The organism is Clostridium sp. LS, assembly GCF_002760435.1.
GTDB lineage: Bacteria > Bacillota > Clostridia > Clostridiales > Clostridiaceae > Clostridium.
This window is the reverse complement of the sequence record NZ_AUUU01000046.1, coordinates 105,059-118,916: the sequence shown is the minus strand read 5'-3', so window position 1 is coordinate 118,916 and position 13,858 is coordinate 105,059. Positions and strand designations below refer to the sequence as shown.

The window sequence follows — 13,858 nt, the reverse complement described above, 5'->3', positions numbered from 1 at the left end:
ACTTTGTTGGAAAATGAAAATGTTAATGAAAACAAAATAACTAATGAGGAAGAAGCTGAAACTAATGAAATAGTAACTGATGCTAAAGAACAAAATGAATCAGAAGCAGCGGTAGATATGGATGCTACTCAGGATCTGGTAAGTTATGAGAAGGATGATAAAGAATCATCTGGCAGAATTATTTTTGCTAATATTCTTGATCAAGTGTTAATAGTTGCAGGTTCTGCCTTATTACTATTAATATGTGATTTAGTATTAAAATTATTTGGATATATGTTCGTAAGAGACAATGGAGCATTAATTTTAGCAGGATCAATAATCTACTTTATTATTAACTGCATATATGTGCCTATTTTAGAAAAGAGTAAATTAAAAGGTACAATAGCAAAAAGAATACTAAATATGAACTAATTTCTAAAATTAGATAAACTATAGAATATAAAAATATTTTTATATTCTTATGTTTTTTTATAGCAAAAATAAAATACATTAGGAGAAAATAATGAAAAGAGGAAGCGATTTAAGCGTTAAAATAGAAAAATTAAAATTCCCATCAACTGGCATAGGATATGCAGAGGATAAAACTATATATGTTAAAAATGCATACCCAGGTCAGACTATAACAGGAAGAGTAAAAAGAAAAAAAGAAGATTATGCAGAAGTTAAATTACTAACGGTTGATGAAAAAGCAGATTATGAAATTAAACCAATATGTTCTCATTTTGGTGTTTGCGGAGGATGTTCATCACAAACTATTCCTTATGAAAAGCAGTTAGAATTCTTAAGTGAAGAAGTTAAGGCTTTATTTAAAGAAGCTAATGTTGAAATGGGAGAATATTTAGGAATTCAAGGCAGCCCAAATCAGTGGGAATATAGAAATAAAATGGAGTTCACTTTTGGAGACGAGGCAAAAGGCGAACCACTTTCCCTTGGAATGCATATGAGAGGAAAAAGTTTTGGAATATTAACAGTCGATGAGTGTAAGCTTGTTGATGAGGATTATAGAAAGATCATTAAGTTAACTGTAGATTATTTTAGGACAAAAGATTTATCATATTATAAAATAATGAAAGCAGAAGGGTTTTTAAGACACTTAGTTATTAGAAAGGCTCAAAATACAGGTGAGATTTTAGTAAATTTAGTAACTACAACTCAAATAGATTTTGACTTAACTGAATATGTTAACTTATTAAGAAATCAAAGCTATAGCGGAAATTTAGTGTCAATAATTCATACAGAAAATGATTCAAGATCTGATGCAGTAATTCCTGAAAAAGTTAATATATTATATGGAAAAGACTATATCAGAGAGATACTTCTTGGACTACAATTTAATATATCACCATTTTCATTTTTTCAGACTAATACAAAAGGAGCAGAAAGCCTTTATACAATAGTTAAGGAATTTATGGGGGATAGTGACAGTAAAGTTGTATTTGACCTTTACTGCGGTACTGGTACAATAGGCCAAATAGTTGCTCCAAATGCAAAGAAGGTTATAGGAATTGAACTTATAGAAGAAGCAGTAGAAGCAGCAAAAGAAAATGCTAAATTAAACGGACTTGATAATTGTGAGTTTATAGCTGGTGATGTAGCAGAAATCATTAAAACAATAAAAGATAAACCAGATATTATAATTCTAGACCCACCAAGAACTGGGGTTCATCCAAAAGCTCTAGATTATGTAATAAAATTTAATGCACCTGAAATAATTTATGTTTCATGTAATCCAAAAACATTGGTTGAAGATCTTAAGGTGCTTACGGATAAGGGATATAAGGTTGTTCAAACTAAGGTTAAGGATATGTTCCCTAACACGCCTCATGTGGAGTGCGTAGTAGGAATACGTCGCAAGGATTCCTTATAATCATTGAATTTACTCACTTTGCAAGCTTTTATAACTTTAATACAAATGGTGATGATTTTAGAAATAAAGAGGTTATTCAGGGTGTTAAGGTAAGAGTTGGGATTTGATATGGACTAGGTGGATATGTTTTTATAAAGAAAGTATATAGTAAAAAGACCTTGAAGATTTTAAGACTTCTTGGTCTTTTTGTATTCTTAAAATTATAAATTGTTAAATTGACGTTGATTTATATATAAATGATAAATGTATATTGGATTAAATGAGAGAATTATGAAGGAAAATTTGATGATTTGTAGAATATGTAATAATAAAACCATACACAAATAAATAAGGAGAAATAATCAATGATTGTTTTTATATCTCATAAAAAAGAAGATAGCATACCTGCAGGATACATCTGTAATGAACTTAGAAAGTTGAATGTAAATGCATATCTCGATGTATTGGAAGGAGAGTTACTATTAGAAGGAGAAAAATTAACTAATCATATAAAAGAAAGATTAAACTCATGCACTGATTTGCTTGTTGTGATGTCAGATAGAACAAAAGAATCTTGGTGGGTTCCTTTTGAAATAGGAATGGCAGCACAACGTGATTTTCCCATAGTAAGCTATTTGATTAATAATGTAGAATTACCTGATTATCTATCATATTGGCCCACTTTAAGGAAGACTACAGATTTATGGAAATATGTGAGGGCAAAAGAAACAACATTACAAGAGAGCGCAATACTAAAAAAGTCTCTTAATTACTCGGTAAAACGTTCGGAAACTGACGCTTTTTATAAGAAATTGAGGAATATGCTATAAATTTGAAATGTTCAATAGAATTCAAAATTAACTTAGTAACTATAAAATAGTGTCCAAGATACGGAGGTAATTTATTATGGCAAAAACATATAATTTATTTATAAGTCATTCGTGGGCTTATAGTGATGCATATGAGAAATTAGTTAGTATGTTAGATGCAGGAAATATAGAGTATAAAAATTACTCAGTACCTAAAGATGATCCCATACATACTAATGGAACTGACAAGGAACTATATGAAGCTATTAAGAATAAGATTTCACCGTCAAGTGTTGTAATAATATTAGCTGGTGTTTACTCTTCATATAGTAAATGGATTGATAAGGAAATACAGATATCAACAAAAGAATTTTTAACTAAAAAACCAATACTTGCAATTGAGCCATGGGGATCTGAAAAAACTTCAAAAAAAGTTAAAGACAATGCAGATAAGATAGTTAAGTGGAATACAGAATCAATTATTAAGGCTATCAAAGAATTGGGGTGATTAAAATATGAGAAAAGCATTAGTAGTTGGGTTTAATAATTATCCAGAATATCCGCTTAGTGGATGTGTTAATGACGCACTAAAAATTGCAACAGTCTTAGAAAGAGATTCAGATGGAGCACCAAATTTTAGTATTAAGACTTTAACAGATGATAAATATCCAGTGACTAAATCTATGCTTCGTTCAGCTATTGAAGATTTATTTGCAGGTGATAGTGATGTAGCTTTATTTTATTTTTCAGGTCATGGTATGGTAACTTCAACAGGTGGAACTATTGTAACACCTGATTTTAAATCTTATGATGAAGGAATATCTATGGATGATATTCTAAAATTGGCTAATAAGTCAAAAGTTAGAGATAAAATAATAATTTTAGATTGTTGCCATGCAGGAGCTTTTGGTAATCCATTAGTTGACAATAATACTTCTTTTTTATCAGAAGGAATGACTGTTTTAACAGCGAGTAGGAGCAATGAATCAGCCATAGAGATTAATGGTTCAGGAGTATTTACAGCTTTAGTAGTGGATGCATTATATGGTGGAGCTTCAGATTTACGAGGATTTGTAACGCCTGGAAGCATATATTCATATGTTGATAGTGCTCTAGGACCATGGGAGCAACGTCCTGTATTTAAAACGAATGTTACGAGATTTACTCATTTAAGAAGGGTTAATCCACCTGTGCCGTTAGAAGTTCTTAGAGAATTACCTAAATATTTTGAAACACCTGAATCAGAATTTCAATTAGATCCATCATTCGAATATACCCATGAAAGTGCAGTTGAAGAAAACGTACAGGTATTTAAAAAATTACAAAAGATGTTTTCAGTAGGATTAATTGTGCCTTGTGGAGAAGAATATATGTATTTTGCAGCAATTAATTCAAAGGCATGTAGACTAACTGCTTTAGGCTATCATTATTGGAGATTAGCAAAAGAATCTAGATTATAATAAACTACTTGGACACTATTTTATAATTATATTTATATGACTGTTTTATATTTTCTCCCCATCCTGAAAAACAAAATATCCCTCAAATCTACACCCAAGAGCTTCAGCAATTTGCTGGAGCTCTTTTTCTGAGAAATTATCACGAGAAAGTTTATTCGATAAATTTTGATTAGTAGTGCCTGTTAACCTTGCAAGCTCCGATATAGTAATATTTTTTCTTTTTATTAAAATACGAATTTTTTCACCCATAGTTAATTGCATGTGATTCACCATCCTTAAATTTAAATATACACTTTTTAATGTGAATTTTCAATAATAATAAAAATAATTGATAAAAACAAAAGATTCTTCTTGAATAATAACATTTATAAGTGTAATATTAAATTAAATAGTGTGAATTAGAAAAGCAGGAAAAATGAATTTATAAAGGTGGAGGGTAAAAATGTGTAAAAGTAAAGTAATTTCTATCGTGAATCAAAAAGGAGGTGTAGCGAAAACTGTAACAACTTTAAACTTAGGATATGCATTAGCAGAAATGGGAAAGAAGGTATTACTTATAGACTTCGACCCGCAGAGTAGCTTAACAGTATGTTTTGGTTATGATAATACAGATAGTATAAAAACAACAATATATAATCTTATGGCACTGGCTATTGAAGAAAAAAGCTTACCTAAAAAGGAAGAATATATTATTACAGCAGGAAATATTGATATTATTCCATGTAGCTTAGAGCTATCAGCAATCGAAATAGCCCTTGTAAATGTTATGAGCAGAGAATTGGTTTTAAAATCTATAGTTGATGAAGTGAAAACTGATTATGATTACGTTATTATTGATTGTTCTCCATCACTTGGAATGCTTACTATAAATGCTCTTGCGGCTTGTGATAGTGTGATCATTCCTGTTACTCCTCAATATCTTTCAGCTAAAGGCTTGGAGCTACTTCTTAGGAATATTATAAGAGTTAAAAAGAGAATAAATCCTAAGATTGAGGTTGATGGAATACTTTTAACAATGTATGCAGAAAGAATGAAGCTTTCAAAAGAAGTATTAGCAATTATTCAGGATGCTTATGGTAGTAAAATCAACATATTTGAAAATAAAATTCCAACTTCTGTTAAGGTTGGAGAAGCCAATATGAAAAGTAAGAGTACCATAGAATATGATTCTAAAAATAAAGTATCCATTGCATATAGAGAATTTGCTAAGGAGGTGGCTGCAATATGAGTGAGAGAAAGTTAATGAGCTTAGATGATATGTTTGGAGATATCTCATCTGAAAAAGAAACTAATTCAGGAATAGCAGAGATTGAAATAGAAAAACTTGTGCCTTTTAGTAATCACCCTTTTAAGCTGTATGAAGGTGAAAGATTAAATGATATGGTAGAAAGTATTAAGGAGTTTGGAGTTATTGTACCTATAGTTATAAGACCTATAGGTACAAGCTATCAGATCCTATCTGGTCACAATAGAGTAAATGCTGCAAAACTTGCAGGAATACTTAAAGTACCAGCGGTTATTAAGGAAGGACTTACTGAAGATGAAGCTACTTTAATTGTTACTGAAACTAATTTAATTCAACGTTCTTTTGCAGATTTAAGGTATTCAGAGAGAACAGCTGCAATATCACAAAGATATAAAGCCATGAAGCAGCAAGGAAAAAGAAATGACCTTTTAGATGAAATTGAAAAGCTTGCAAACCCTTATAATATCAAAGATGAAGCAACTTTGTGCCAAGTTGAGACAAAGTTAAGAACAGATGAAAAATTAGCTCAAAGTTATAATCTTTCAAGAAATATGATAGCCAGATATGTTAGGCTTGGAGAATTAGATAGTGATTTAATGAATAGACTTGATGCTGATGAAATTGCATTTATGACAGCAGTAACAATATCATTTATAAAAAAAGAAGAGCAGCAAATTATAAACGAAATTTTAAACTCCAACAATTTTAAATTAGACATGAAAAAAGCCGAAGTACTTAGGGATTACTCAGAGAAAGGAAAATTAAATGAAGAAACAGCTTATTCAATTCTTTCAGGAGAACTTAACAAGAAAACAAAATCAAATAAACCCACTGCTATAAAATTGAAGCCAAAACTAATAAGCAAATATTTTGCACCAGAAGTTAAACAGCCAGAGATTGAAGAGATTATTGATAAGGCTTTAAAACTATATTTTGAAACACAGGGGAAGGAGGTACTTGATGAGTAGAATAACAGAGGTAAGAGAAATCTACGAAAAAGTAACAGGAATAGTTACAAGCAATAAAAAGGAGTGGAAAGAGTTCTTAGACTTTGCAGCAAGAATTTATAAGTATAACTTTGATAATGCAGTTTTGATTTATGCTCAAAGACCTGATGCTACCATGGTTGCTACTATGGAAATTTGGAATAAAAAAATAGGAAGATATGTAAACAGAGGAACAAGAAGCATAGCAGTTTTTGATACTTCAATGCCAACTCTTAGATTAACATATTTATTTGATATTAAAGACACTAATGGAGAACCTCATACCATTCCTAAGCTATGGAAGTTAAGTGATGCTATTAGTAAAAAATTTTTAGAAAGTATGAATGAAAAATATGAGTTAAATTGTAGTTCTATTGAAGAATTAATATTACAGATTACTGATATCAAGGTTAATGAAAGCTTTGATAATATTTTAGAAGGCTATGAACAGGATATTAAAGAAACGTGGCTTGAAGGTTTACCAGAAGAAGGGTTTATAAGTTGTTTTACTCAAACTGTTCTTGAAAGTATAAATTATATGGTGGCAAAAAGATGTGGAATAGAAGCTTCAAACTTTGACAGCGAAAATAGCTTTAGAGTAATAAATCATTTTAATACGCTGCCATTAACTTTTAGACTTGGAAATTCTGTGTGTAATATATCACAGCAAATTCTTAGAGAATTTGAAAGTGAAATAGTAAAAATAATAAAAAAGCAAAGGAGCGAAAAAAATTATGAAAGAGAACTTAAACTTAAGTTACAAGGAGATAGACGGAATATTTTATCCAGAGATACAAATATCCAGGAACAAGGAAGTAGATCAGAAGCCTTTAGGGAAGTACGGGCAGATGGCATTAAATTATCTAAAGAACAATCATCAGAGCAGATACAGCTTACTTTTAGCACAAGGGGAGCTGATGGAGAAAATGCATCAGGTGAACGAGGAAGCATATCAGAGGCTGGAAGTATTAATGGAGCAAATGCTGAAAACAGATCCAATAATGAATCCAGAGAATACAATGGAGAGCTTCAAGCACAGGAAGAGAATAAAGGAAACAGCAGAGGAGATAGTTCTTCACGAAATAGTATACAAAATGAGATAAAGCAAATAGATATTTTTGAGTCACAACAAAGTGGCTCTTTTTTTATTCCTGAAAATAAGCATAAGGGAGCTAAAAATATAGAAGATACTAAAAATGAAGATATTAGTAATAAAGGCGATATTCAAGATAAAATCTATGAGCAGGTTATTTATAAGCTAAAATCACTAAATGCTGATTATTATAAAAGTGTAGAGTTTGAAGAACCATCAGAAAAGAACCTTTACTCAAAGACTTTACAAAATATATCAAACTTAATTACAAGTCAAGTAGCATTAGAAGAAGTAAATATAGAAAGCAAGTTAGAAAAAATTCAAAATGTAATTGATAAAATAGTAAAAGAAATTACTTTTAATGATTTGGAGATAAATGTTGCTGTAAATAAAATAAACTCTTTAATTAATACAGAAGCATCAACTGTAGTAAATACAGAATATATAACTACAGGTAAAAATTCAACTTGGGAAGATTATAAAAATAAAGCCATAGAAAATTATGAAACTAATATTTTAGGGTGGCTAAATAACAATGAAGTTAATAGAAAACCTGAAACTAAAGGAAAAACAAATGCAAAAGAAAAAGATGAGAAAATAAACTACAACTATAGTCCAGATGATGAAATTGGAGTTGGAGGACTTAAAACTAAATTTAGAAACAATATAGAAGCTATTAAAACTTTAAAGGTTATTGAAGAAGAAAATAGATTAGCAACACCAGAGGAACAGAAAATACTTGCTAAGTACGTAGGTTGGGGGGGCATGGCTCAAGCCTTTGATATTAATAGCACAGGATGGAATAGTGAATATACAGAATTAAAAGCACTACTTTCTCCTGAAGAATATGCATCTGCAAGAGCTTCTACACCTAATGCTCATTATACTTCACCTACAGTGATTGAAGGAATATATAAAGCACTTGAGAACTTTGGATTTAAAACAGGTAATATATTAGAACCTTCCATGGGAGTTGGAAATTTCTTTTCTATGCTTCCAGACAGTATGAAAAATTCTAAGTTATATGGAGTAGAACTTGATGATATTTCAGGAAGAATAGCAAAGCAGCTCTATCAAAAGGCGGATATCAAAGTACAAGGCTTTGAAGAAAATAATTATCCAGATAATTTCTTTGACGTTGCTATAGGCAATGTTCCCTTTGGAGACTATAAGCTTCATGATCCTAAATATGATAAATATAATTTTTTAATACACGATTACTTTTTTGCTAAGGCTTTAGATAAAGTAAGACCAGGTGGAATTATAGCTTTTATAACCTCTAAAGGGACTATGGATAAAGAAAATAACAGTGTAAGAAAGTATATTGCAGAGCGTGCAGAATTAATAGGAGCTATAAGACTTCCTAATACGGCCTTTAAATCAAATGCCAATACAGATGTTACAGCGGATATTATATTTCTTCAAAAGAGAGAAAGGCTACAGGTTGTAGAAGAAAATTGGCTTCATGTTGCAAAAACAGAAGATGGAGTGCCTATAAATGAATATTTTCTTGATAATCCAGAAATGCTTCTTGGAAAGATGGTTTTTGACCAGAGAATGTTTGGTGAAGGCAGTAAATACACAGCCTTAGTTAATGATGATGAAAATTTTGATTTAAGTGAAGCTTTAGCTAAAGCAGTTGAAAATCTAAATGCTAATATAGTAAGTTTTGAAAGAGAAGAAGCTGCTACAGAAGATTTTATTCCTGCTGATTCTAATGTGAGAAACTACACTTACACCTTTATAGATAACCAGCTTTATTATAGAGAAAATGCTGCAATGAGAAAGATTGAAGCTACAGGAAAGACTTTAGAGAGGATAAAAGGTCTCCATGCTATAAGGGAAATCACTAGAGAAATAATAGATATTCAAACAAACGGATGCACCCAAGAAGAGTTAAAAGAAAAGCAGGAAATATTGAATAAAAGGTATGATACCTTTGTTGAAAATTATGGATATATAACAGCAAGAACCAATAATACAGCTTTTAGAGATGATAATGATTATCCCCTATTATGTTCTCTTGAGGTAGTAGATGAAAACAAAAATGTTACTAAAGCTGATATGTTCACTAAACAAACTATACGTCCTCTTGAAAAAATAACAGAAGTTGATACAGCCATTGAAGCTCTTACAGTAAGTTTAAATGAAAAGGGAACGGTAGATTTATCTCTAATGCTAGAAATTTATGATAGCACAAGAGAGAATATTATAAATGAACTTAAAGGTTTAATATTCTTAAATCCTGAAAAATATAATAAAGATGATTTACTTCAAGGATGGGAAACTCAAGATGAATATTTAAGCGGTAATGTAAGGCAGAAATTAAAATTAGCAAAGCTTTATGCTGAAACTAATCCAGAGCTTTTTACACAAAATGTAGAAGCCTTAGAAAAAGTTAAGCCAGTAAATTTAGAGGCTAGCGAAATTGACATAAGGCTTGGAACAACATGGATTGAAGAAAGAGATATAGAAAAATTTATTTATGAAACCTTAGGAACTCCAAAGTATGCACAAAACTCAGGTTCTCGTTATAGCAGCAATGAAATAAAAGTTCATTATAATAATTTCAATGCATCTTGGGTTATTGAAAACAAAGGTATAGATGGCTATTCCGTGGCAGCAACAGAAACCTTTGGAACTAAAAGGCTTAATGCCTACTACATTATTGAAGAAACTTTAAACCTTAGAACAGTTACAGTAAAAGACAGAATAGAAGAAGGCGATACTGTAAGATATGTAATTAATCAAAAGGAAACTATGCTTGCTAGAGAAAAACAAAATCAGATTAAGGAAGAATTTAAGAACTGGATATTCAGAGATCCTGACAGAAGAAAGAAGTATGTTGAATTCTATAATGAAAACTTTAATAACATAAGGCTTAGAGAGTATGATGGGAGCCATTTAACTTTCCCTGGAATGAATCCAGATATTAAACTTAGACAGCATCAAGTAAATGCTATAGCTAGAATTTTATATGGTGGAAGTACCCTTCTTGCTCATTGTGTGGGTGCGGGCAAGAGCTTTGAAATGATAGCAAGTGCAATGGAGCTTAAAAGACTAGGGCTTTCTAAGAAAAGCATATTTGTAGTACCTAATCATTTAACAGAGCAGATGGGAGCAGAATTTTTAAGATTATATCCATCAGCTAATATTTTAGTTACTACAAAGAAAGACTTTGAAAAGCAAAATAGAAGAAGGTTTGTAAGTAGAATTGCTACAGGCGCTTATGATGCAATAATTATAGGTCATACGCAATTTGAAAAAATACCAATTTCAAAGGAAAGACAAGAAAGAATGTTAAATTATCAGATTGACCAAATGACCTATGCTATTGAAGCTACTAAAAGAGAAAGAGGAGAAAACTGGTCCGTAAAGCAGATGGAGAAATTTAAGAAAAGTTTAGAGAGTGAACTTAAAAGGCTTCTTGATGAATCAAGAAAGGATGATGTTATAAACTTTGAAGAGCTTGGCATTGACACTATGTTTGTGGATGAAGCACATTATTATAAAAACTGTGCAGTATTTTCTAAAATGAGAAATGTGGCTGGAATATCCAATACAAGAGCTAAAAAAGCCAGTGATATGCTTATGAAATGCCAATATATCCATGAGATAAATGAAGGCAGGGGAGTAATATTTGCTACAGGAACTCCTATTTCAAATTCTATGACAGAAATGTATGTAATGCAGAGGTATCTTCAAAATCATGAGCTTGAAAGGCGAGGAATACAGCATTTTGATGCTTGGGCTGCTAGCTTTGGCGAAGTGGTTTCCTCATTAGAACTTGCTCCAGAAGGTACAGGCTATAGGTTTAGAAGCAGGTTTTCAAAGTTTACAAACCTTCCAGAACTAATGACCTTATTTAAAAATATAGCAGATGTTCAAACCTCAGATATGTTAAAGCTTCCAGTACCAAAACTTAAAGATGATAAATATATTTTAGTATCTTCAGAGCCAAGTGAGTTTATAAAACATGAAATGGAAAACTATGTTGAAAGAGCTGAAAGAATTAGAAATGGCATGGTTGATCCTTCTGTAGATAATATGCTTAAGATAACTAATGAAGCAAGACTTTTGGGAACTGATCCAAGGCTTATCAATAAAGAAGCAATAAATGAGACAGATTCAAAGGTTAATAAGTGCATTGAAAATATTTATGAAGAATACAAAAAATCAGAAAGTATAAAAGGAACTCAAATAGTATTTTGTGATGTTGGAACGCCTAATTCAGATGGGCGTTTTTCTGTTTATGATTCAATTAAAGCAGAACTAATAAATAAAGGAATTCCTGAAAATGAAATATGCTTTATCCACGATGCTAAAAATGAAATACAACGTGAAGAAATATTTTCTGATATGAGGGCCGGAAATAAAAGAATAATTATAGGAAGTACACCTAAAATGGGAACTGGAACAAATATTCAAGACAGACTAATTGCACTTCATCATTTAGATTGTCCCTATAGACCAAGTGATATAGAGCAGCGTGAAGGAAGAATTTTAAGGCAGGGGAATATGAACCAAGAGGTAAATATTTACAGATATGTTACCAAAGATACTTTTGATTCATACCTTTGGCAGATTGTAGAGCAAAAACAAAAGTTCATATCGCAGATAATGACTTCCAAATCTGTTGCAAGAAACTGTGAAGATGTAGATGAAACAGTACTGTCCTATGCAGAAGTTAAAGCTTTAGCTACTGGGAATCCCTTAATAAAGGAAAAGATGGATAATGATAATGAAGTATCAAGACTAAGAGTTTTAAAAGCTGCCCATGATAGTCAAAAATATACCTTTCAAGATAATTTCACTTTCAAATATCCAAAACTTATTAGTGAAGCTAACAGCCAGCTTGAATGTGTTATTAAGGATATTGATAAAAGAAATATGGAGAATGGTAAGGAGTTTTCAATAATTATAAATGGTAAGTTATTTGATGAAAGAGAAAAAGCAGGGACAATGCTTCAAAGTCTTTATGAGAAGATACCAAAAGGTGAAGAGCTTCATGTAGGAAGTTTTAAAGGTTTTGAATTAAAACTTAGAAAAAATCTATTCTATGAAAAGTATGAACTATTAATTCATGGTAATTTAAAATACACCGTAGACCTTGGAGATAGTGCTCATGGAAATATGCTTAGAATTGAAAATGTGCTAAATAATCTTGAAAACAAAATGGAGAATATAGAAACAAAGATTGAGGAATATAAAAGAAACTTAGAACAGTCAAAGATAGAATATGAAAAACCATTTCCTTATGAAGACGCATTAAAAGAAAAGCTTTCAAGACAATTTGAGTTAAACTCATTACTGGATCTTAATAAAAAAGACAATGAAGTTATAGTAGATGAAGATGCATTAAATAAGGAAGGTGAGGGAAATGAAGGGTTAAAAGAACAGGAATATGATGAAATGGCAATGTGAAAAATTTTTGAAAAGATTGGGTGAGGTAAGTGAATAAAAATAAAGGAATAAACAGAGATAATTATAAATATATAAGTTCTTTAATAGCACAACTTTTAGAACTTGATATAGACACTGAAGAAAAAATAACAGGGTATATTGAAAACTATGGAGTAGATAATTTTCTAAAAGACTATGATAAAATGGATCTTCCTTATGATACTTATGAAAAATTAGAAAGCTTAGGGATGATTATAGAAAATATGGGAGGTGTGGTGTAAATGGATAAGAATATGCCCTATACTGATAACTTTTTAAAAGGTTTAACCAATTTGACAGGTATTCCTATAAAGAAAATTCAAGAATATGCAAAAGAAAATAATCCTTTTAATATATTAGAGCATCCAAAAGTTATAGAACCAAATGAAAAGCAACTTCAAAAAATAGGACTGCTTAATGAATTTATAGCTTCTTACAACCTACTTAAAGTACATGAAAGTGAAAACAAAATTAAGTTTTCATCTCCTAAAGAAGCAGCTGATTACTTTATTCCATTATTAAGTGGTATAAAGGATAAAGAAAAATTTATGGTGGCATTTTTAGATAATGGAAACAACATAATTCAGACAAAAATAATGTCAGAAGGGAATATAGCTCAAGCAGTAATTTATCCAAGAGACATTTTAAAAGAAGCTCTAGCTTGTGATTGCAAAGCAATGATATTAGCACATAATCATCCAGGAGGTTCTAATTCCCCATCTAATGGAGATAAAGCATTAACACAAAAGCTTGTAAATATATTTTATCCCTTAGATATAAAAATACATGATCATATAATAGTTGCAGGAGTGAATTTTTGTTCTATGGCTGAAAAAGGTTATATGCCACAAGCTATAAATGAATTAGCTAGCTATGAACCAATAAAAATAGAAAATAAAAATATATTAGAAGAAAATCAAAGCTTCAATTCTCAGTTAGACGAGGAATTGGAGCTTTAACTTTATTTATAGGAGGG

The 13,858-nt window shown here is 30.8% G+C and carries 11 protein-coding genes; 10 read left to right on the top strand and 1 reads right to left on the bottom strand.

The genetic code is table 11. The features are described 5' to 3' along the window. Nucleotides 1-6 precede the first annotated feature (6 nt). The 5 genes from COL3_RS12245 (at nucleotide 7) to COL3_RS12225 (ending at nucleotide 4,115) form a co-directional block, all read left to right on the top strand. Nucleotides 7-411, top strand: a complete 405-nt coding sequence (locus tag COL3_RS12245; RefSeq protein ID WP_008423763.1) for an RDD family protein — start codon at nucleotides 7-9, stop codon at nucleotides 409-411. Between the two features lie 91 nt (nucleotides 412-502). Continuing rightward, nucleotides 503-1,867, top strand: coding sequence for a 23S rRNA (uracil(1939)-C(5))-methyltransferase RlmD (gene rlmD / locus COL3_RS12240; protein ID WP_008423764.1), 1,365 nt, complete (start codon nucleotides 503-505; stop codon nucleotides 1,865-1,867). A gap of 344 nt (nucleotides 1,868-2,211) precedes the next feature. Next, nucleotides 2,212-2,676, top strand: coding sequence for a TIR domain-containing protein (locus COL3_RS12235; protein WP_008423767.1), 465 nt, complete (start codon nucleotides 2,212-2,214; stop codon nucleotides 2,674-2,676). 76 nt (nucleotides 2,677-2,752) lie between these two features. Continuing rightward, nucleotides 2,753-3,163, top strand: coding sequence for a TIR domain-containing protein (locus tag COL3_RS12230; RefSeq protein ID WP_008423768.1), 411 nt, complete (start codon nucleotides 2,753-2,755; stop codon nucleotides 3,161-3,163). A gap of 7 nt (nucleotides 3,164-3,170) precedes the next feature. Further along, on the top strand, nucleotides 3,171-4,115 hold the full coding sequence (locus COL3_RS12225; protein ID WP_008423770.1) for a caspase family protein: 945 nt from the start codon (nucleotides 3,171-3,173) through the stop codon (nucleotides 4,113-4,115). 45 nt (nucleotides 4,116-4,160) lie between these two features. Here the strand turns inward: COL3_RS12225 and COL3_RS12220 are convergent, their stop codons facing one another. Next, entirely contained in the window at nucleotides 4,161-4,376 is a 216-nt protein-coding gene (locus tag COL3_RS12220; RefSeq protein WP_008423772.1) for a helix-turn-helix transcriptional regulator, read from the bottom strand. A 181-nt stretch (nucleotides 4,377-4,557) separates the two neighbouring features. Here COL3_RS12220 and COL3_RS12215 point away from each other — a divergent pair, with 181 nt between their 5' ends. Genes COL3_RS12215 through COL3_RS12190 form a run of 5 tightly spaced genes read left to right on the top strand, consistent with a single transcriptional unit; the run spans nucleotide 4,558 to nucleotide 13,841 of the window. Further along, nucleotides 4,558-5,343 (top strand): AAA family ATPase, encoded by a 786-nt coding sequence (locus tag COL3_RS12215; RefSeq protein ID WP_008423775.1) that lies wholly within the window; start codon nucleotides 4,558-4,560, stop codon nucleotides 5,341-5,343. Next, nucleotides 5,340-6,329: a ParB/RepB/Spo0J family partition protein gene (locus COL3_RS12210; protein WP_008423777.1), complete on the top strand. Its 990-nt coding sequence runs from the start codon at nucleotides 5,340-5,342 to the stop codon at nucleotides 6,327-6,329. The genes COL3_RS12215 and COL3_RS12210 overlap by 4 nt, the downstream gene beginning before the upstream one ends. Next, nucleotides 6,322-12,864: a helicase-related protein gene (locus COL3_RS12200; protein ID WP_008423778.1), complete on the top strand. Its 6,543-nt coding sequence runs from the start codon at nucleotides 6,322-6,324 to the stop codon at nucleotides 12,862-12,864. The genes COL3_RS12210 and COL3_RS12200 overlap by 8 nt, the downstream gene beginning before the upstream one ends. 29 nt (nucleotides 12,865-12,893) lie before the next feature. After that, on the top strand, nucleotides 12,894-13,124 hold the full coding sequence (locus COL3_RS12195) for a hypothetical protein (RefSeq protein WP_008423780.1): 231 nt from the start codon (nucleotides 12,894-12,896) through the stop codon (nucleotides 13,122-13,124). Continuing rightward, on the top strand, nucleotides 13,125-13,841 hold the full coding sequence (locus COL3_RS12190) for a JAB domain-containing protein (protein WP_008423782.1): 717 nt from the start codon (nucleotides 13,125-13,127) through the stop codon (nucleotides 13,839-13,841). The last annotated feature ends 17 nt before the right edge of the window (nucleotides 13,842-13,858 follow it).